Source organism: Conexibacter woesei DSM 14684 (assembly GCF_000025265.1).
GTDB lineage: Bacteria > Actinomycetota > Thermoleophilia > Solirubrobacterales > Solirubrobacteraceae > Conexibacter > Conexibacter woesei.
Genome location: NC_013739.1, coordinates 3,566,665 through 3,585,180, shown reverse-complemented (window position 1 = coordinate 3,585,180; position 18,516 = coordinate 3,566,665). Strand labels below are relative to the sequence as shown.

The following is an 18,516-nucleotide window of genomic DNA, read 5'->3' as shown; positions in this document are numbered from 1 at the left end:
GGACAGAAACGACGCGGACTCGAGTTGATGACGCGGCTCGGCACGCATCCCCGGCGACGACCCGTCTGTACGACCGGGTGCGGCAACGCGTACCGCGAGCACCCCACGCCTGCTCACGTTCGACTGAGGCGATTCGCCGCGATGTCGATACTCGGCACTCAGACCCCTGCTACCTAGCTAACGGGCTAAGTCGTGGTACTATGGCTTCATGGTCGCTGTTGGAATGCACCAAGCCAAGTCGCAGCTTTCCAAGCTCGTCCAACGCGCTGAGGAAGGCGAGGAGGTCATCATCGAACGTCGTGGCACGCCGGTCGCGCGCCTGGTCGCCGTCAACGATGCGAGTGCGTTTGCGGCCACACGCGGGATGTTCCCGGCGTCGGAGCTGAGTATCGCCGATGACTTCGACGAGTTGCCCGACGATGTCGCCGCCGCGTTCGGCGTGCGGTGAAGCTCTTGCCGGATACCCACACGGTTCTGTGGTGGGCGCACGACCCGTCGCGACTGTCGAGCATCGCCACGGACCTGCTCGCCGACCGTCGCAACGAGGTGCTTCTCAGCTCCGCGGTGGCGTGGGAAATCTCGATCAAGACCGCGCTGGGCAAGCTCACCGCTCGACCTGGGCTCGTCGCAGAGCTGGTCCGTCACGGTGGTCGCGAGCTGCCGGTGACCATCGCGCACGCCGACGCCGCCGGAGCGTTGCCCCACCATCACCGCGACCCGTTCGACCGGATGCTCGTCGCCCAGGCTCTCAACGAAGGCGCAGTGCTGGTCTCCTCAGACCCGTTGATGCGCGCCTATGAGGCACCCGTCCTCTGGTAGCCCCGCCGAGGCATCCGCACGAGTGTCGACAGCCGGAGACGAGCCGACGGCGCAACCAAAGCGCGAGACGCTGAAACGCGCCGACCATTCGCAGCGTCGGGGCGCCCAGACAAGCGGTAGCCCGGGCACGGCGCACCCCACGATCGCTCCGCTCGCGTCGGCGGGAGCGGGGATCGCTCTCACCTCGCGTCGTTCGGCGATCTCACGTCGACGTCGTCGATCTCTCTCAACCTGATGTCGTCTGACAGCGAGCGTCGCCGCCCGGCGACCAGCGCGGCCCGCGCACGAGCCCGCCGCCGCCGAACGGCGGCGGCGGCAGCGGCGCGGCGATCCGCCGACGGGGTCACCGGGGCTAGCGATCACCCTCGATCGAGAAGGTGTTCCCGTCGGCATCCTTGAACCAGGCGACCTTGCCGCCGCCGGCGCGGGGTGAGATCCCCTTCTCGTCGGTCCCGTAGTCGAAGCCGCTCTCGAGCACACCTTCGTACTGCTCAAAGGTCACACCGTTCGAGGTGAGCTCGTCCACCACCAGCTCGACATCGTCGACGTACCAGGTCACCAGGGTCGCGGTCGACCGGCCGGCGTGGTCCGGAGATGGGTAGACAACCAACGACTCGACACCGCCTGACGCATAGACCTTGCTTCCGTCAGCGTCGGCCCGTACCACCGAGAGACCGAGCTTCCCCTCGTAGAACGCCTCTGCCCGTGTCATGTCGGTGACCGCGATGAACGCGTTCAGTCTGTACCTGCTCAGGCCCATTGATCCTCCTCGAATCGGAGCTCGCCCCATTCCCCGTCCGTCACGTTCTCATAGGCGTTCAAAGGTTCGCAGAACCACCGCTCCGCCCTGAAGCCATTGGCGTCTTGTCAGCCGGCATCGCAGCCGGCGGCTCGTCAGCCTCGCCGTCGATCGTGCGGAGGCGTCGCGTGCGCAGTGGCCGCGGGCAGCGCGGTGGCGATCTCGCCGCGCGAACCGATGGGATGCCGGCCGTGCAGCCCTGGCCCCCGGCCCGTCCGGCCGGGGCGCTCTCCCCCGTCCGGCCTCTAGACGTTGGTGGGGTCGAGCAGCTCGGGGCCGGACACCCCGACATGGTTGAGCCAGGCGGCGTGCTCGGCTTCGCCGGCGAGCACCACCGGCATGCGCTCGTGCAGCTGCGCGGCAGGCTTGTTCAACGTCCAGTACGACCGTGACCACCAGCTTGTTCGAGCGAGCACGCCCGACCGCCGCTATGGCATCGACCGTGCTGAATGGGACGGGGAACCGAACGACGTCGGCGACGCTGCGCGGCGGACCCGACCCGCGTCCTGAGGGCTCCCGCCGCGGCCGCGCACCTCGGCCCGCCCCGGGCTCGCTGGCGCGTCTCAGCGCCGCGCTCCCGGCAGGGCGGATGCAGCTCGACGCACCCGCCAAATAGACCACGGGACGTGACGGTCTCATCGAACGCGTGCGTCGCGGCCAGCGCGACGTCGGCGAGCTGATGCTCAGCTGGTCGTCGTCGTAGGGTCGTCGCCGAACGTCGGCTGGGGGGTCACGGCGTCGCCTGTCGCGGCGTCGACGCGGGCCAGCGACAGCCGTGCCTGGAGGCCGCCCGAGGGGCGGGCCGACGCCTGCGCGTGGCCTCCGTGGGTGAGCGTCACGGCGCGCACGATCGCCAGGCCCAGGCCCGCGCCGCCCGCGCGACGGGAGCGCGATGCGTCGGCCCGTACGAACGGCTCGAAGAGCTCGTCGACGATCGCGGGTTCGACGGGCGGGCCGCTGTTGGTGACGGTCAGCTCGATTTCGTCGTGCGTCGGGCTGACGGTTGCGCGTACCCAGCCGCCCGCGACGTTGTAGGCGATCGCGTTGGCCAGCAGGTTGTCGATCGCGATGCGCAGGAGCGTTGCGTGGCCGACGACCGCGAGTCCGGTACCTGCCTCGGCCGTGACGTCGAGTGTGACCTCGGCCTCGGCGGCGGCGGGTGTCATGTCCGCCGCCGCGACGGCGAGGAGGCCGCCCAGGTCGACCGGCTCGGCGTCGGCGGGGACGGCGTCGGTCAGTGCGAGCGCGAGCAGCGCTTCGACCAGGTCGCCGGCGCGCAGCATCGTGGTGTGGATGTGGTTGAGCGCGTCGCGGAGTTGGGGTGCGGTGGCTTGGTCGTCGGCGAGGGCAAGTTCGGCCTCGGTGCGCGCGACGGCCAGCGGCGTGCGGAGCTCGTGCGAGGCACTGGAGACGAAGCGGCGCTGCGCGGCGAATGCCGCGTCCAGGCGCGTGAGCATGGCGTCGAGCGTCTCGGCCAGCTCGCGCAGCTCGTCCGGCGGACCGTCGAGCGCGACGCGGGCGTCGAGCGTGGTGCCGGAGACTTTGCGCGCCGTTGTAGTGATGCGCCGCAGGGGCGCGAGCGCGCGGCCGGCGACCAGCCACCCGCCGCCCACCGACAGCGCGACGACGGCGACCAGCGCGAGGACGAACAGCCACAGAACCTGTTGGTGCTCGGCGCGACTTTGATCGGCCTGCGCGGCCCGGACGATATCGAGCGAGATGATGCCATCGAGCGAGGCGCTGCCGTCGGCGCCGGTGGGACGCAGCGCGACGCCAGTCGGCGCGGCGCCCGGCAGCGCGCGCTCCGAGCGGGGCGCCGACTCAGTCGTCTTGAGAGTGGCCTCAGTGGCGAGTGCCTCCTCGGCGACTGGCTCGCCGGTCGAGCGTGTGACGATCACGTACGCTGCCGTCAGCAGCACGAATGCGCCGATGGCGTAGAAGAGCGCGAAGGCGGCGGTGATGCGCAGCCGCAGCGAGTGGCGATGCCTCACGGCACCACGTAGCCGACGCCTGGGATCGTCTGAATCGGCGACGGCTCGCCGAGTGCCTTGCGCAGCCGCTGCACCGTCTGGCGCACGGGGTTGGAGAAGGGATCGGCGTTGGCGTCCCAGGCACGCGCGAGCAGCTGCTCGGCCGACAACGGCGCTCCGTCGGCGCGCAGCAGCTCCTCGAGCACGGCGAGCTCGCGCGGTCGCAGCTGCACTACCCGCCCGCCGCGGGTGACGGTGCGGCGCGCCTGGTCGAGTGTCAGGTCGCCCCGCACGAGGAGTGTCGGCGTTACCTGGAGCGGGCGGCGGGTGAGGGCGCGTATGCGCGCGATCAGCTCACGGAAGGCGAACGGCTTGGCGAGGTAGTCGTCGGCTCCGAGCCCCAGGCCCTCGACGCGATCGTCGACTGTCCCGGACGCGGTCAGCATCAGGATTCGGGGGATCGGGTCGAGCTGCTGAAGCTCGCTGCAGAGCACGTCGCCGTGGAGGCCGGGAAGGTCACGGTCGAGCACGACAAGGTCGTACGTGTGGATACGCGCGAAGGCCAGACCAGTGGTCCCGTCCTGGGTGAGGTCCACGGCGCAACCCTCGCGCCGTAGCCCGCGGGCGAGGAGGGGGCCGAGGCGCTCCTCGTCTTCCACGATCAGCAAGCGCATCGCGACTGGATTAGCACACCCGTTGTCTTAGCGGCGTGACATGACCACACCATGAGACGCGGAGCAGACGGCACCAACGGCATGCTCACTGTGCTGCGCAGCACCAACCGAAGAGCAACCATGCAAAGGACGCCAAAGCCATGATCCTCAAGCACCCCAAACTCGCCGCGGTCGCCGCGGGCCTGCTCGCCGCCGGCGGCGCGGCCGGCATCATCGCGTCGGCCTCGGCCGCCGACGGCGCGGACATCGCGCCCGCCAACGCCGGGCCGACCGACCCGGGCACGAACGCCCAGCTGCCCGACGCGATCGACATCACCCGCGACGTCAACGGCGACCTGCAGATCACCCAGGCAGACCCGACCACGAACGCGGACGGCCAGGCCGCCCCGACACACGCAGACTAGGACCCCAGCGGGTGGCGACGAGCCAACCAGGCTCGCCGCCGCCCGGCGGCCAGCGCCATCGACGGAGAGCGGCACGCACATCCGCGACCCGCACCAGCTGCACGGCCTCAGCGCACCCCGGAGAAGCTATCCGCGCGCGCAGCTGCCGCGGCCGACCGTGAAACGGACGGTTGCGAGCTTGCCACTGCCGCCGCCGGCGCTGCGTGCGCTCAGGCGCAGCACGTATCGGCCGGGTGCGAGGCTGCGGTCGCGCCGCACGCTGCGCAGCGTCATCCGCGTCAGGCCGGAGCGCAGCGTGCGGCTGCCACGCTGCACGACGCGGTCGGTCCTTGCCTGGCGGACGAGCACGTAGTCGACAGTCGCCGCACGCGAGAGGTGGAATCGGAAGAACGGCACGCGCACCGTGCGCGGCGGGCGCGGGACCAGCCAGCCGGCGCGGTCGACGCACTGCGCGCCGGCGGTGAGACGAGCGATCGCGGCCGACGGCCCCGGGCGCTGGGGCTGCTGCCCGGCGGGCGGTTGCGCGTGTGGCGGCGGCTGCGGCTCGCCGTGCGGCTGCGGCTGTGGCTCGTGGGGACCGGGGACCGGCACGACCGGCGGTGTCGGGCAGCCGTTCGCGCCGGCGGTCCCGCCGTCGGGACAGACGGCCGGCGGCCGCGCGACGACCGTCACCCTCGCCGGGGCGGAAAGACGGCTCGTGTCACCCAGCTCGACGGTGTATCCCGCGGCCAGCTCGTGGTCGCCGGGGGTCAGCGTGACGGTCGCGCTCCAGGCGCCGGCGTCGTCGGCGCCGGCGGTCGCGACCGGGTCGCCGTCCGCCAGCAGCGTGAGGTCGGTGCGCGGGCCCGCGGTGCCGGAGACGACGACGTCCAACCCGTCGACGGTCGTCGACGCGATCTCCGGGACCGGCTCGCGCAGGCGCAGGAAGAGGTGGAGCGTCGACTCTCTCTGGATGTTGTAGTCGGCGAGCGTGCGGCCGTCCTCCAGCACTCTGCCGGCGTAGATCAGCCGCTGCCGGTCGGGTGGGATCCCCTCCTTGTCCTGGATCTTCTGCTTGACCTGCTCGATCGAGTCGCTCGGCTCGACCTCGAGCGTGATCGTCTTGCCGGTCAGCGTCTTGACGAAGATCTGCATCGCCGACGCGGCCGCGACCGGACCCGCCAGCGCAAGCAGCGCCGCAAGCATCCCTGCCAGCGCGAGCCGTCTCATCGCGTGCCATGTTGGCACATCGGCGCTTCGGCCGCTGGATGGTTGCATGCGTGCAGATCACTCTCACCTCGCGTCGTTCGGCGATCCCACGTTGACGCCGTCGAGCGATCTCAAGTTCGAGACGTCTGACACACAGAGCGGCCGCGGCGGCACATGAGCTGGCGCGCTCCGAAGGATCTGCAGTTCTCGCCGACCGCGCCGGTGTCTCCGTGACAACAGGGAGCGCGGACGGGAGAATGCTGACGTGCCAACTCACTCCCGTCGCCTCCCTCGTCTGCGCGCCCTCGTCGCGAGCGCCCTCGCCGCCCTGCTGCTCGCCGCCGCGGACGCCGGCGCCGAGATCTACTGGGTCAACACGACCTCCGACTCGATCGCCCGTGCGACCAATGCCGGCGGAGCGATCCAGCGCGACTTCATCAGGGGCGACTACTCGGTCGGACGAGGTGTCGCAGTCGACCGCCAGCACCTCTACTGGTCGCTGTCGTCGGGCCGAGTGGCGCGCTCGAACCTCGACGGCAGCGACGTCGACGAGGGCTTCCTCATCCTCCCGTACTTCGGCGTCTCGGCGATTGCGGTCGACGACACGCACATCTACTGGGCGGCCGCGGACCACGCGCGGATCGGCCGCGCCAGACTCGACGGCAGCGATCGCGAGCCGAACTTCATCGTGACCCCGTCCGGCGGAGTGGCCGACGGCGTCGTCGTCGACGGCGAGCACGTTTACTGGAGCGACCGGCAGCTCGGCACGATCGGCCGCGCCAGACTCGACGGCAGCGACGTGCAGCCGCAGCTCGTCAGCGGCCTCGACCAACCGCGCCAGATGGCGATCGCGGACGGCTGGCTCTACTGGGCCGAGACCGGAACGGTGCGGGCGATCGGCCGCGCCAGAGTCGACGGCAGCTCCGCTGACGGCGAGTGGCTGCTGACGGGCGGCACCCCCTTCGGCGTCGCCGTCGCGGGCGGCTTCCTCTTCTGGAGCCAGCCGCAGCAGGAGCGGATCGGCCGCGTCGAGCTTGCGACCGGAACGAGAACGACGAACTTCATCAGCGGCGGCAACATCTATCCGGAAGGGATGATCGTAACGGCGCCAGGCTTCGCGATCTCGGCCGCGTCGCTCGTGTTCGGCAACGCCAACGTCGGCGCAATGGCGACGAGAACGGTCACCGTCACCAACGACGCGAGCGGGCCAACCGCGCGACCGCTCCTCTTCGGCGCGGACGCCGTGACCCTCAGCGGCGGCGGCGCGGACCAGTTCTCGCTCGCGGCCGACGGCTGCTCGGGCAGAACGGTCGAGCCGGGCGCCAGCTGCGAGGTGACGATCCGCTTCGCGCCGACGACCACCGGCGCCAAGAGCGCGACGGTCAGACTCGCCAGCGACGCGATCGGCGGCCCGCGGTCGGTCGCGCTGAGCGGGCACGCAACGCAGCCGGCTGCCGCGCTGGCGCCCCTGGCCGGAGACTTCGGCGACGTGCGCACCGGCACGACGAGCGCGACGCAGAGCTTCACCGTCACGAACACGGCGAGCGGCGCCGACGCCGGCGCGCTCACCTTCCCGAGCGGCGCGGCGACGCTCTCCGGCCCCGACGCCGGCCAGTTCGCGATCAGCGCCGACGGCTGCTCCGGCACGACGATCTCGCCCGCCGCCGCCTGCTCGGTCACGGTCGCCTTCGCGCCGACGACCACCGGCGCCAAGAGCGCCACGCTGGCCGTCGCCGACGACGCGCCCGGCGGGCCCCGCACGGTCGCGCTCGCGGGCGCCGGCGTCGCGCCGCTGCTGACGCTCGGCCCGCTCGCGCACGACTTCGGCACGGTCGTCGTCGGCGCGCGCGGCGCGGCCGTCAGCCTCACGGTCGAGAATGAGGGCAGCGCTCCGGCACTGCTGCCGGTCGACGCGGTGACGCTCGACGGCGACGGCTTCGAGACCACGGTCGACGACTGCTCGGACGCGACGCTCGCCGTCGGCGAGAGCTGCGCCGTCGCAGTCGTCTTCGCGCCGGCCGCCGCAGGGCTCGCCGCCGCGACGCTGTCGATCGCGAGCGACGCCGGCGCGCCGCTCACGGCAGCGCTGAGCGGAATCGGGCAGCAGCCGGTCAGACCCGATCCCGACCCCGATCCGAGACCCGACCCAGACCCGCAACCGAGACCGGATCCCGACCCTGATCCGAGACCGCAGCCGCAGCCGGGTGGCGACAGACCGGCACCGGATCCCCGGCCGGCGCCGAGAAGCGCGTCCAGAGCGCGGCTGACGACGACGCTCGACGGGCGCTCGTGGGCGGTCGTCGCCGCCGACGGCACGATTCGGATCCGCTGTACGTTGCGCGGCGCTGGGTTGCGCCGCTGTGCTGTCGCGGTGAGCGGCGCCAACGGCCGCGGCACGCTCGGACGCGGCAGCGCCCGCGGCGGCACCGCGACGGTGACGGTGCGACTCGACCGCCGCGTCCGCGCCCGTCTGCGCGCCGCCGTCGGTGGCCTCCGGGCGCGCGTCACCGTGACGGCGACCGCGAGAGACGGCCGCACCTTCGTGCGCCGTCACCGCGTCATGCTTCGCTCTGCGACCCGCTAGCAGTCGGGCATTTCGACAGCGCGTCAGCCTTGCCGCACGGCGCGTGAGCGGGGTCGGCGTTCCGCCACAATGGCAGGACCGCCGCGCGAACCGGGAGATGCGGACGACGATGGACGGAGCGGGCCGATGTCGACGTACGCGCTGATCCCCGGCGCATGGCATGGCGCGTGGTGCTGGGCGCGCGTCGCGCCGCTGCTGACGGCCGCCGGCCACCGCGTCGTCGCGGTCGACCTGCCGTGCGAGGACGCGACGGCCGGTTGTGCCGCGTACCGCGACGTCGTGCTCGACGCGATCGGCGGCGAGGACGCGGACCTGATCGTCGTCGGCCACTCGGCCGGCGGGCTGACGGCGCCGCTCGTCGCGCGCGCAGCCGCGCAGCCGGTGCGCCGCCTGGCGTTCGTCTGTGCGCTGCTGCCGCTGCCGGGCCGTGCCTTCGCCGAGCAGAACGCCGCCGAGCGGATCCTCGAGCAGGAGTACCAGGCGGGTGTGCAGACGGACGACGCGGGCCTGCGCCGCTGGGTCGACGCCGACGTCTGCGCGCGGACGATGTACGCCGGCTGCGCTCCCGAGGACGTGGCCTGGGCGTTCGGGCAGCTGCGTCCGCAGGCGTCGACGATGTACACGGAGACGAGCCCGCTCGACGTCTGGCCCGGCGACGCACCGATCCTCGACATCCGCGGCGATCGTGACCGGCTCGTCTCGCCCGCCTGGGCCGCGCAGGCGGTGCCGCGCCGCCTTGGCGTCGAGCCGGCCGTGATCGCGGGTTCGGGCCATTCGCCGATGCTCTCCCACCCGCGCGAGCTGGCCGCGCTGCTGCTCGCCGCCGCCTGACGCGCGCGAGCCGACGCGAACCTGCCGCCGGACCCGCTCATCTTTCGTCCCTTCGAGCCGATCTATCGGTTGAGCAGGCTGCGCGACCGGGTCGCGCCTCCCGGATGGAGGCGATCGCAGCAGCAGACATGGAGGTTCGTCGGATGGGATCGAAGTTCAGGTCGTGGACTGCCGTGGCAGCGGCTGTCGGGATCGCGGTGCTCACCGGCGCCGCGCCCGGGGTCGCGCAGGCGGATCTGTCGCAGAACTTCGATCCAGGCGTCGGGCCGGGGTCGGCGTGGGCCCCGGCCGGCTGGACGGGCACCAACAGATCGATGCCGCTCGGCAGCAACAGCTGGTTCCAGGGCAACCCGCCGAGCAACGCTGGGCCGTTCCCGGCGCATGAGGGCGTCGAGTCGTCGTACATCGCGGTGAATTACAACAGCACGACAGGTGGAAGCGGCACGATCAGCAACTGGCTGATCACGCCGCAGATCACGACGCTGAGCGACGGCGACGACGTCTCCTTCTACACCCGGACCGCGGCTGATGCGACCGAGTACCCAGACCGGCTCGAGGTGCGGGTCGCGACCGGCGGGACGTGCTCGCCGGGCGCGACGGCGACGGGTCTCGGCGACTTCACGACGCTGCTGCTGAGTGTCAACCCGTCGCTCAGCACAGGCGTCTACCCCAGAGCGTGGACACGCTACGACGTTACGCTGCGCGGCCTTCCGGCCGGCACGTCGACCGGCTGCATCGCGTTCCGCTACCACGTCACGAGCAGCGGCCCGGTTGGCAGCAACGGCAACTACATCGGGATCGACACGTTCAGCTTCGTCGACGACGTCACGCCGCCGGCGGCGCCGTCGCTCACCGGGCTTTCGCCGGCGTCGCCGGGCAACGTCGCTGAGCCGAGAGCGACCGGGACCGCCGAGGACTACGCGACCGTGCGGATCTACGGGGACTCCAGCTGCAGCGGTCCCGTGCTCGGGAGCGGCACCGCAGCGCAGCTCGCTGCCGGCGGGGTCGCCTTCGACGCGGCCGCCGACGCGACCACGACGCCGTACGCGACCGCGACCGACGGCTCGGACAACGTCTCCCCCTGCTCCGCGGCCGGTTCCGCGTACTTCTACGACGCGACTGCGCCGACGACGACGGACGACGTGCCGGCGCAGTGGCAGACCGCGCCGATCGAGGTGCGTCTGGCGGCTGGTGACGGCAGCGGATCGGGCGTCGCAGCGACCTACTACACGGTCGGCGAGAACCCATCGGTGCCGACGACCGCGAGCGCCGTCTACGACGACGCCGCGCCGCCGCTGCTCGGGAACGGCGAGCGGATCCGCTACTTCAGCGTCGACGTCGCCGGCAACGCGGAGACGCCGCGCACGTCGGAGCCCGCGCGCGTCGACCAGGACGCCCCGACGACGACGGACGACGTGACGGCGGCGACCAGACCTGGCGACGCGGTCCGGCTGACGGCCGGCGACGGGAGCGGGTCCGGCGTCGTCGCGACCCACTACACGGTCGGCGCCGACCCGCAGGAGCCGACGACCGCCAGCAGCGTCTACGACGGCGCCGCTCCGCCGGTGCTCGGCGCCGGCGAGCGGATCCGCTACTTCAGCGTCGACGTCGTCGGCAACGCCGAGAGCCCGCGCAGCTCCGCCGCCGTCCCCGTCCCGCCCGAGCCGAGAACGCCCGAGCCGAGAACGCCCGAGCCCAGAACGCCCGAGCCGAGAGCGCCCGCGCCCAGAACGCCGGCGCCGCCGCTCGTCACGCTCACCGAGCGGCCGGCCGAACTGACCAGAGGCCGCGCGGCGCGGATCGGCTTCGCAGTCGACCCGTCGGTCGCCGCCTACGAGTGCCGCCTGAACAACGGACAGTGGGATCGGTGCAGATCGCCGTTCGACCTCACCGGCCTGCGCGCCGGCGACCACCGCGTCGAGATCCGCGGGATCGCCGCCGACGGCCGCAGCGGCCCGGTCACCGTCCACCTCTTCCAGGCGAACCCCTACCCGCCGGGAATCTCGCTCGCCGCCGAGACGCTGCGCGCGACGCGCGCCGGGGCGGTAGCGGCCCGGCTCGGCTGCTCGCCGCGCGAGGGCGAGGGACGCGGCCGCTGCATCGGCACCGTCCGCATCACGTACGCGGCGACGGTCAAGCCGCGCGGCGGCGGCAGAGCGGCGCGGCGCGTCAGTACGCTCGCGCAGGCGCCGATCGACCTCGCCGCCGGCGCGACGACGACCCCGCGGCTGACGCTCTCGACCGCGGGCAGACGCGCACTGGCGGCAGCGCGCGACGGCCGCCTGGACGTGCGGGTCGTCGTGCAGGCGAGAGACCTCGCCGGGAACCGCACGCTGATCAGCTTCGCGCGCCAGCTCGAACGCGCCGGCAGATAGCCGCGACGGCGGCTCGGCTGAGCAGCCGCTCAGCCGAGCGGCGGCTCAGGCCGTCGCGGCCGGCAGCCCGGCGAGGACCGTCCGCAGCTCGTCGACCGTGACGAACGTCAGGCCGATGGCGTGCACCTTCCTCCAGGCCACGCGTGCCGTCTCGTCGATCACGAACGTCGCGCGCTTGGTCCCCATCACGCGCGAGGCAACGCCGTACAGCCGCGCGACGGCGTGGTCGGGGTCCGCGAGCAGCGGCACGGTGAGGCCGTGGTGGTCGCGAAACGACTCCTTGCTGGCGACGTCCTTGCCGCTGATCCCGACGACGGTCACGCCGAGCGCGGAGAGGTCGTCGGCACGGTCGCGGTACGAGCACATCTGCTTCGTGCAGACCGTGGTCTCGTCGCCGGGATAGAACGCGAGCACGACCCGCTCTCCGCGGCGCGCGGAGAGCGTGAACGGCCCGTCGGTTCCGTCGAGCGTGAAGTCGGGCGCCGAATCGCCGATTTGCGGTGTGGAGGCCATCCGCCAACCCTACGGTTTGGCGGACCGCACGCAAAGCGAGAACCGCGCCCTACGTGCCGACGTGCGCGAGCACGTTGACGGTCGTGCCGTCGGGGTCGCTGACGAAGAACCGCCGCACGCCCCATGGCTCCGTGGTGAGGGGGTAGACGATGCGACACCCGCGCTCGCGCGCCTGGGCATGCGCTCGGTCGACCGCCTCGGCGTCGCCGACGTCGATCCCGAAGTCGGGTTGCGGGGTCTCGGTGCCGCGTCGGCAGACGATCACCTGAGCGGAGCTGAGGTCCGGGGACTGCAGCGCCATCACGGGGGTCTCCATCGCGACGGTCAGCCCGAAGATCTCTGTGTAGAAGCGCCGGCTGGCGTCGACGTCGGCGGTTTCGACGTACGGGTGGATGCGATTGATCATGGCCCCATGATGCGAGCAGCGGCCCGAGTCGTCTTGGAGAAATGCGCGACCTCCGTGCAAGGACGCACCGACGCGGCCGGTTGCGAGCCTCGCCGATCGGGGCTATGTTGTCCGGCAGGCGCCGTCCCGCGCCCAACCCTCGATTCCGGCGCTCACGCCGCCGGCACCACGCGAGGGCAAAGGTGGCTCCAGCCGTCGGGACGCCCGGTCAGCAGCTGCCCTTTCCGGCGGGGCCCCATGAGCGTGAGTCGCGGAGCCGTCGCCTCGAAAGGAGCACCCGATGACCACCCAGAGCTCGTTCAAGCGCCTCGTGCGGGCGCGGATGGAGAAGACCGGCGAGCGCTACACGGCGGCACGCGCGCAGCTGCTCGCGGCGCCGGAGGAGCCGGCCGTGCCCGGAAAGGGAGCCGCGTCTGCGAGCAGAGCCGAGCCGGCGACCGTCAGACTCGCCACGTCCGACGCGGAGATCCGGCGCCGGACCGGCCGCGGCTGGGAGGAGTGGTTCGACCTGCTCGACGCGTGGGGCGCGGCGGACAGAACGCATCGCGAGACCGCGCGCTGGGTCGCCGAGCAGCAGGGCGTCGTCCCGCTCGCCTGGAACGCGCAGGCGGTCGTCGGCAGCTACGAGCAGGCGCGCGGTCTGCGCGCAGTCGGCGAGCATGCGGACGGCTTCGCGATCAGCGCCACGAAGACCGTCGCGGTGCCGGTCGACCGGCTCTACGACGCGTTCGTCGACGCCTCGCTGCGCGGCAGCTGGCTGCCCGACGGCGAGTTGCGTGAGCGGACCGCGACGAAGCCGAGATCGGCCCGCTTCGACTGGGGCGACGACGGCAGCCGCGTCTTCGTCACCTTCGCCGCGAAGGGCGAGGCGAAGAGCACGGCCGCGCTCCAGCACGCACGGCTCGCCGACGCGCAGGAGGCCGAGCGGATGAAGGCCTATTGGCGCGAACGCGTCGCCGCGCTGAAGCAGGAGCTGGAGCGATGAGCGCGACCGCGATCACGCACATCGGAACGGTCGTCGTCCCCGTCGCCGACCAGGACGCCGCGCTCGCCTTCTACGTCGGCACGCTCGGCTTCGAGGTCCGCATCGACGCGCCGTTCGGGGACGGTGCGCGCTGGATCGAGGTCGCGCCGCCCGGCGCGCAGACGTCGATCGCGCTTGTGCCGCGCGACGCGGCTCCCGCGGGCGTCGAGGTCAGCCTCGCGACGCGCGACGCCGCCGCCGACCACGCCGCGCTGCGCGAGGCGGCGGTCGACGCCGACGCGGAGCTGATCCGCATCGACGAGGTGCCGCCGATGTTCACCTTCCGCGACGCCGACGGCAACCGCCTGCGGATGGTCGAGCGCGACTGACCCGGACCCGCGTCAGAGCGCCGCGCGAACCGGAACGCGCCGCGAGCGCGGCGCGTTCCGACGGGGCGGCTCAGGCGATCAGCCGGCTGCTCTCGACAGCTCCTCGATGTCGATCGCGTCGGTCGGGGCGGTCAGCTCGACCGGCTCGTTCCAGCCGTCGAACACGATCTCCCCTCTTCTGGCGCCTCCGGGGGTGATCTTGACCGGGAACGGGTCGCCGGTGGCCGCCACGTAGAGCGTGCCCTCTCTGCCGTTCGTGAGCGGCACGACCTCGGTGCCGTCGACCGTCTCGACCTCGCCCTTCTCGATCGTGCCCTCAGGTCTGAGCGCCTCGGTCAGGAGCTTGTCCATGTCGGTGAACGCGGCGAAGCTGCCGAACTGTCTGTCACCCGCCGAGACCTTCAGCCACTTGCCGGCGAGCAGTCTCACGACCGCCTCGCCGCCGAGGCTTCTGTAGAACTCGTCGCTGCCTCTGAGGTAGATCTCGTCGCCGACGGTCAGCAGCTCGAATCTGTTCGTGCCCTGGGCGATCGAGCCGCTGGCGCCCTCGCCCTTGACGAGGCTGAGGTCGATCGTGGTGCCGTCGGACTCACCCGCGACGTGCATCGCGCTGGCGGACTTGGCGGCGGCGAGCGACGCCGCGAGCACCTCGTCGGCCGACTTGTCGGCGACGCCGTTGGAGGCGGCGGTCGTCTCGGTCTGCGTCTGCGCCGCGGTGGTCGGGCTCGACGCGCTCGTCGTGTCAGACGAGGAGTCGGAGTCGCCGCACGCCGCGAGCGTGGCGGCGAGCACGAGCGCGACAGCGCCCGGAGCCAGCCGGCGGCGAATCATCATGCTGCGCATCGGTCTGTTGTTCGGTGTGTCGTCATGCTCAAAGAATCCCATGTGCAGCTCATCGGCGCTTTCCGGCCAACCTAAAGCGTGGATGAGAGAGATGGCGGGCGAGAGAGTCAGCTTCCCGGCCACTCGACCATGTCGACCGCCGCGGCGCCGGGCGGGATCATCGGGAAGCACGCCTCCCCCACCTCGACGTGGACGTCGAGCACCGCCGCACGCCCGCAGTCGAGCGCCTGCGCGAGCGCGGCGTCGAACTCGGCCTCGGTCGTGACCGTCCAGGCGGCGGCGCCGAAGCCGCGCGCGACCTGCGCGCAGTCGGTCGGCTCGGACAGGTCGACCGCGGACAGCCGCCGCTCGTAGAACATCGTCTGCCATTGGTGGACCATCCCGAGGCCGCCGTTGTTGACGATCACCACGACGACGGGCAGCTCTGCCGCGACGGCGGTCGCCAGCTCCTGCGCGGTCATCTGGAACGAGCCGTCGCCGTCGACGCAGACGACCGTCGCGTCGGGGCGCGCGGCGCGTGCGCCGACCGCGGCCGGCAGGCCGAAGCCCATCGTCCCGTGCCCGCCGGAGGTGACGAACGATCGTGGCCGCTCGCAGCCGAGGTACTGCATCGCCCACATCTGGTGCTGCCCGACGCCCGTCGTCCAGACGACCTCCTCGGGCCGCGCGCGCAGCGCCGCGTCGAGCCGTTCCAGCACTCTCTGCGGCTTCAGCGGCGCGCCGGCGCGCGGGGCCGTGTCGTATCTGAGCGGAAAGCGCGCGCGCCACGCGCGTACCTGCTCACGCCATGCGGTCGTGTCCGGTGGATCAGCGATCGCGGCGAGCGTGCGCGCGAGCGCGTCGCGCAGCGGCCCGAGCACCGGCAGCTCGGCGTGGCGCAGCTTGCCGATCTCGCCCGGGTCGACGTCGAAGTGCGCGACCGTCGCGGCGGGCGCGAACGCGTCGAGGCGCCCGGTGACGCGGTCGTCGAAGCGCGCGCCGACGGCGATCACGAGGTCGGCGCGGTTGAGCGTCCAGTTCGCCGCCTTCGTGCCGTGCATGCCCGGCCAGCCGCAGAACAGCTCATGCGACTCCGGCAGCGCGCCCTTCCCCATCAGCGTCGTCACGACGGGGATCCGCGCGTGCTCGGCGAGCGCGCGCAGCTCCTCCCCCGCGTCGGCGTTGACGACCCCGCCGCCGGCGTAGAGGACTGGCCGCGCGGCACGCTCGATCGCCCGCGCGACGGCGAGCGGCTGGCGCGGGTCGAGCGCGGGCGTCCGCGTCGCGGGCGTCCGCGCTTGCGCGCCGACGGGCAGCGGCACGGCGGCGGCGGGCGGCGCGGCGGCGGGCGGCGCGGCAGCGGGCGGCGCGGCAGCGGCGGGCGCGTGCGGCGGAAGCGCGGCGACCGGCGGCCACGCGAACGCGACCTCGGCCTCCTGCACGTCGCGCGGGACGTCGACCAGCACCGGGCCGGGCCGGCCGGCGCGCGCCAGCGCGAACGCGGCGCGCAGCGTGCCGGCCAGCTCGGCGACGTCGCGCACGAGCCACGCGCCCTTCACGAGCGGGCGCACGACGCTGACGATGTCGCACTCCTGGAACGCCTGGGTGCCGATCAGCGCGGTGCGGACCTGGCCGGTGACGCAGACGAGCGCCGTCGAGTCCATCTGCGCGTTTGCGATCGGCGTCACGAGGTTCGTCGCGCCTGGCCCCGAGGTCGCCAGCACGACACCCGGCTCGCCGGACACGCGCGCGTACGCCTCCGCCATGTGGCCGGCGCCTTGCTCATGGCGCGCGAGCACGTGACGCACGCTCGTCCCACGCGCGATCGCATCGTAGAGCGGCAGCACCGCGCCGCCCGGGATCCCGAAGCAGACGCGCACGCCCTCGGCCTCGAAGGCGCGCAGGACGACGTCGGCGCCGAGCATCCGCTGCTCGGCGGCGGGAGCGGGCGGCGCCGTCGTGGGCGCCGCGTCGTGGAGCTGTGTCATCGCGGTTCCGTTTCGCTTTCGTCGCAAGTCGGGCGCGCCGTGCGCGTGGCGGCGGCGCGAGAGCCTGGAGGTGAGGCGCCGTTCCGGCGCTGCGAAACCGATCCCCTAGCGGGGAATGACGAGCGAGATCGCGAGGAGGAGCTGCGGCATGCGGTCGCGATCGGGCATGACGGTCACTGTACCGCGCGTTTCGCGGCCCGTCGCCCGACAGCCGTCGCGCGTCGGCGCGACGACTGTCGAACGTCTCGCCGCGTCAGCGTGCGACGGGCAGCGGCGGGATCCGCTTCAGGCAACGCGTGTCGCCGACCGCATGGGTGCGGATGAAGCGACTGATGATGCTCTGCGCGCAGCCGGTCGGGTCCGACGTCGGCGTGTGCGCGACGTTCGGCACCTCCACGAACTGCCCGCCGGCGAACTGCTTGGCGGCGGCGCGGGCGGCGCTGCTCGGCGTGTTCGTGTCCAGCTCGCCGTCGATCGCGAGCGTCGGGACGGCCGGACGCACGGCGCCCGCGGTCGCGTCGTCGCCGAGCTTGACGTCGGGCCACGCGATGCAGCTGTCGCCGCCGTCGCCGAAGGCGCCGATCCACGCCTCGGGCGTGAATGGCGCGAACGCGGCGCGGCCGGCGCGCTTCAGCGCGGCGCGGTACTGCGCGCGCCGCTCGGCGACCGGCGCCGATCTGTCGTACGCGACCGGGTAGTCGCGGCACGAGGTCGCGCTGTTGAGCGCGAGGTTGACCTGGCCGTCCTCGGCGTACAGGCCGCGGTAGAGCTGCTTGACGGAAACGATCAGCTGCAGCAGCGGCTCCGCTCTCCCCTGCGTCGCGAGCCGCAGCACCTTCGGCAGTGACGAGTACAGCTCCGGTCCGAGCGCGGCGGTGTACGCCGTCAGCGCGAGCGCCTCCTCGTCGATCCGCAGTCTGTGACCCTCGACTCTGATCGTCACCGGTCTCGCCTTCAGCGCGCGGGCGATCGTGCCGAGGTCGGCGAGCACTCTGCGGCCGCTGCACGCGCCTCTGCTGCGCGCGCAGACGACGCGCAGCGCGCGCCGCAGCGCGGCGGCGCGGTCGCGGCCGAATGTGTCGAACGCGATCGGGTAGGCGCCGGCGAGCACGAGCGAGGAGACGCGCTCCGGGTGGCGGCGGGCGTAGACGGCGAACAGGAACGAGCCGTACGACTCGCCGACGAGGTCGAGTCTCTCGATCCCGAGCGCGGCGCGGACGTCGTCGAAGTCGTCGGCGATCGTCGCCGAGCCGTACGCGCCGGCGCGCTGGCCGAGTGATCTGCCGCAGACGCCGACCGCGTTCTGGGTCGCGAGCGGGCCGAGGTCCGCGAGGTTGCCCGGCAGCGTGCACGTGAGGCGGCCCGAGCGGCCGACGCCGCGCGGGTCGATCAGCAGCAGGTCGTGGTCGTCGCGCAGCGGTCTGAAGAGCTTCTCCATCGCCTTCGCCGGCTCGGTCGCCGCACCGGGGCCGCCCGGGTTGGGGACGATCGTGCCGGCGGCCGGTCTGCTCTGGTCGCGCCGCGGGATCAGCGCGTAGCCGACGGTGGTCGTGCCGAGCGACGGGGTCGCGCGGTCGAGCGGGACCGTCACGGTCCCGCATCTGGCGCCTGCCGGGCAGGCGGGCGGCGTCGCTGCGCCGGCGCCGGCCGGCGCTGCGGCCGCCGTCGCCGCGAGCACGGCGCCGGCGGCGAGCGCCGCGGTGAGGTGTCGGGGGAAGTGCATGCGCCTGACGCTAGATGCGGGCGGCGGTCGCGAAGCTGCGACGAACGTCGCGTTCCTGCGAGCCGTC

At 72.7% G+C, this 18,516-nt stretch carries 18 protein-coding genes; 8 read left to right on the top strand and 10 right to left on the bottom strand.

The features are described from left to right. The first annotated feature begins 208 nt into the window (after positions 1 to 208). Both CWOE_RS16815 and CWOE_RS16810 read left to right on the top strand, forming a co-directional pair. A complete protein-coding gene (locus tag CWOE_RS16815) occupies positions 209 to 448 on the top strand; it encodes a type II toxin-antitoxin system Phd/YefM family antitoxin (RefSeq protein ID WP_012934837.1) in 240 nt (79 codons plus the stop codon). After that, positions 445 to 819: a type II toxin-antitoxin system VapC family toxin gene (locus CWOE_RS16810; RefSeq protein WP_012934836.1), complete on the top strand. Its 375-nt coding sequence runs from the start codon at positions 445 to 447 to the stop codon at positions 817 to 819. The genes CWOE_RS16815 and CWOE_RS16810 overlap by 4 nt, the downstream gene beginning before the upstream one ends. A gap of 352 nt (positions 820 to 1,171) precedes the next feature. Here CWOE_RS16810 and CWOE_RS16805 read toward each other — a convergent pair whose 3' ends face one another. From CWOE_RS16805 to CWOE_RS16795, 4 genes are all read right to left on the bottom strand, one after another. Continuing rightward, positions 1,172 to 1,579: a VOC family protein gene (locus tag CWOE_RS16805; protein WP_012934835.1), complete on the bottom strand. Its 408-nt coding sequence runs from the start codon at positions 1,577 to 1,579 to the stop codon at positions 1,172 to 1,174. Positions 1,580 to 1,863: 284 nt separating this feature from the next. Beyond that, positions 1,864 to 1,992, bottom strand: a complete 129-nt coding sequence (locus CWOE_RS34140; protein ID WP_148261049.1) for an SOS response-associated peptidase — start codon at positions 1,990 to 1,992, stop codon at positions 1,864 to 1,866. A gap of 309 nt (positions 1,993 to 2,301) precedes the next feature. Beyond that, complete coding sequence (locus CWOE_RS16800) at positions 2,302 to 3,609, bottom strand: sensor histidine kinase (protein WP_012934833.1); 1,308 nt, start codon at positions 3,607 to 3,609, stop codon at positions 2,302 to 2,304. Continuing rightward, positions 3,606 to 4,262, bottom strand: coding sequence for a response regulator transcription factor (locus CWOE_RS16795; protein WP_012934832.1), 657 nt, complete (start codon positions 4,260 to 4,262; stop codon positions 3,606 to 3,608). The genes CWOE_RS16800 and CWOE_RS16795 overlap by 4 nt, the downstream gene beginning before the upstream one ends. A 140-nt stretch (positions 4,263 to 4,402) precedes the next feature. Between CWOE_RS16795 and CWOE_RS16790 the strand changes: the two genes are divergently transcribed. After that, the gene (locus tag CWOE_RS16790) at positions 4,403 to 4,666 is read left to right on the top strand and encodes a hypothetical protein (protein WP_012934831.1); all 264 of its coding nucleotides are present in this window, start codon (positions 4,403 to 4,405) and stop codon (positions 4,664 to 4,666) included. Between the two features lie 126 nt (positions 4,667 to 4,792). Here CWOE_RS16790 and CWOE_RS33880 read toward each other — a convergent pair whose 3' ends face one another. Further along, complete coding sequence (locus CWOE_RS33880; protein WP_012934830.1) at positions 4,793 to 5,875, bottom strand: ubiquitin family protein; 1,083 nt, start codon at positions 5,873 to 5,875, stop codon at positions 4,793 to 4,795. Positions 5,876 to 6,119: 244 nt separating this feature from the next. Here CWOE_RS33880 and CWOE_RS16780 point away from each other — a divergent pair, with 244 nt between their 5' ends. The 3 genes from CWOE_RS16780 (at position 6,120) to CWOE_RS30850 (ending at position 11,644) form a co-directional block, all read left to right on the top strand. Further along, positions 6,120 to 8,438, top strand: coding sequence for a choice-of-anchor D domain-containing protein (locus CWOE_RS16780; protein ID WP_012934829.1), 2,319 nt, complete (start codon positions 6,120 to 6,122; stop codon positions 8,436 to 8,438). A 126-nt stretch (positions 8,439 to 8,564) separates the two neighbouring features. Beyond that, on the top strand, positions 8,565 to 9,269 hold the full coding sequence (locus CWOE_RS16775; protein ID WP_012934828.1) for an alpha/beta fold hydrolase: 705 nt from the start codon (positions 8,565 to 8,567) through the stop codon (positions 9,267 to 9,269). 173 nt (positions 9,270 to 9,442) lie between these two features. After that, on the top strand, positions 9,443 to 11,644 hold the full coding sequence (locus CWOE_RS30850) for a choice-of-anchor J domain-containing protein (protein ID WP_049793305.1): 2,202 nt from the start codon (positions 9,443 to 9,445) through the stop codon (positions 11,642 to 11,644). Between the two features lie 45 nt (positions 11,645 to 11,689). On the opposite strand, the gene CWOE_RS16765 is transcribed toward CWOE_RS30850, so the two are convergent. After that, positions 11,690 to 12,157 carry a peroxiredoxin gene (locus CWOE_RS16765; RefSeq protein ID WP_012934826.1) on the bottom strand — a complete coding sequence of 156 codons (468 nt, stop codon included), beginning with the start codon at positions 12,155 to 12,157 and terminating at the stop codon, positions 11,690 to 11,692. A 49-nt stretch (positions 12,158 to 12,206) separates the two neighbouring features. Then, positions 12,207 to 12,563: a VOC family protein gene (locus tag CWOE_RS16760; RefSeq protein ID WP_012934825.1), complete on the bottom strand. Its 357-nt coding sequence runs from the start codon at positions 12,561 to 12,563 to the stop codon at positions 12,207 to 12,209. A 280-nt stretch (positions 12,564 to 12,843) separates the two neighbouring features. On the opposite strand from CWOE_RS16760, the gene CWOE_RS16755 reads away from it, so the two are divergent. Beyond that, the gene (locus tag CWOE_RS16755; protein WP_012934824.1) at positions 12,844 to 13,548 is read left to right on the top strand and encodes a hypothetical protein; all 705 of its coding nucleotides are present in this window, start codon (positions 12,844 to 12,846) and stop codon (positions 13,546 to 13,548) included. Then, the gene (locus tag CWOE_RS16750) at positions 13,545 to 13,916 is read left to right on the top strand and encodes a VOC family protein (RefSeq protein ID WP_012934823.1); all 372 of its coding nucleotides are present in this window, start codon (positions 13,545 to 13,547) and stop codon (positions 13,914 to 13,916) included. The genes CWOE_RS16755 and CWOE_RS16750 overlap by 4 nt, the downstream gene beginning before the upstream one ends. A 78-nt stretch (positions 13,917 to 13,994) precedes the next feature. Here the strand turns inward: CWOE_RS16750 and CWOE_RS16745 are convergent, their stop codons facing one another. From CWOE_RS16745 to CWOE_RS16735, 3 genes are all read right to left on the bottom strand, one after another. After that, positions 13,995 to 14,801, bottom strand: a complete 807-nt coding sequence (locus CWOE_RS16745) for a hypothetical protein (protein ID WP_012934822.1) — start codon at positions 14,799 to 14,801, stop codon at positions 13,995 to 13,997. Positions 14,802 to 14,866: 65 nt separating this feature from the next. Further along, positions 14,867 to 16,726, bottom strand: a complete 1,860-nt coding sequence (ilvB, locus tag CWOE_RS16740; protein ID WP_012934821.1) for a biosynthetic-type acetolactate synthase large subunit — start codon at positions 16,724 to 16,726, stop codon at positions 14,867 to 14,869. Between the two features lie 253 nt (positions 16,727 to 16,979). Further along, positions 16,980 to 18,449 (bottom strand): alpha/beta fold hydrolase, encoded by a 1,470-nt coding sequence (locus CWOE_RS16735; protein WP_012934820.1) that lies wholly within the window; start codon positions 18,447 to 18,449, stop codon positions 16,980 to 16,982. Positions 18,450 to 18,516 lie beyond the last annotated feature (67 nt).

Excerpts from the sequence above, each read along its gene's own strand:
- CWOE_RS16815 (WP_012934837.1), top strand. The coding sequence starts at position 209 with ATGGTCGCTGTTGGAATGCACCAAGCCAAGTCGCAGCTTTCCAAGCTC.
- CWOE_RS16805 (WP_012934835.1), bottom strand. The coding sequence starts at position 1,579 with ATGGGCCTGAGCAGGTACAGACTGAACGCGTTCATCGCGGTCACCGAC.
- CWOE_RS16795 (WP_012934832.1), bottom strand. The coding sequence starts at position 4,262 with ATGCGCTTGCTGATCGTGGAAGACGAGGAGCGCCTCGGCCCCCTCCTC.
- CWOE_RS16790 (WP_012934831.1), top strand. The coding sequence starts at position 4,403 with ATGATCCTCAAGCACCCCAAACTCGCCGCGGTCGCCGCGGGCCTGCTC.
- CWOE_RS33880 (WP_012934830.1), bottom strand. The coding sequence starts at position 5,875 with ATGAGACGGCTCGCGCTGGCAGGGATGCTTGCGGCGCTGCTTGCGCTG.
- CWOE_RS16775 (WP_012934828.1), top strand. The coding sequence starts at position 8,565 with ATGTCGACGTACGCGCTGATCCCCGGCGCATGGCATGGCGCGTGGTGC.
- CWOE_RS16765 (WP_012934826.1), bottom strand. The coding sequence starts at position 12,157 with ATGGCCTCCACACCGCAAATCGGCGATTCGGCGCCCGACTTCACGCTC.
- CWOE_RS16760 (WP_012934825.1), bottom strand. The coding sequence starts at position 12,563 with ATGATCAATCGCATCCACCCGTACGTCGAAACCGCCGACGTCGACGCC.
- CWOE_RS16755 (WP_012934824.1), top strand. The coding sequence starts at position 12,844 with ATGACCACCCAGAGCTCGTTCAAGCGCCTCGTGCGGGCGCGGATGGAG.
- CWOE_RS16750 (WP_012934823.1), top strand. The coding sequence starts at position 13,545 with ATGAGCGCGACCGCGATCACGCACATCGGAACGGTCGTCGTCCCCGTC.
- CWOE_RS16745 (WP_012934822.1), bottom strand. The coding sequence starts at position 14,801 with ATGGGATTCTTTGAGCATGACGACACACCGAACAACAGACCGATGCGC.
- ilvB (WP_012934821.1), bottom strand. The coding sequence starts at position 16,726 with ATGACACAGCTCCACGACGCGGCGCCCACGACGGCGCCGCCCGCTCCC.
- CWOE_RS16735 (WP_012934820.1), bottom strand. The coding sequence starts at position 18,449 with ATGCACTTCCCCCGACACCTCACCGCGGCGCTCGCCGCCGGCGCCGTG.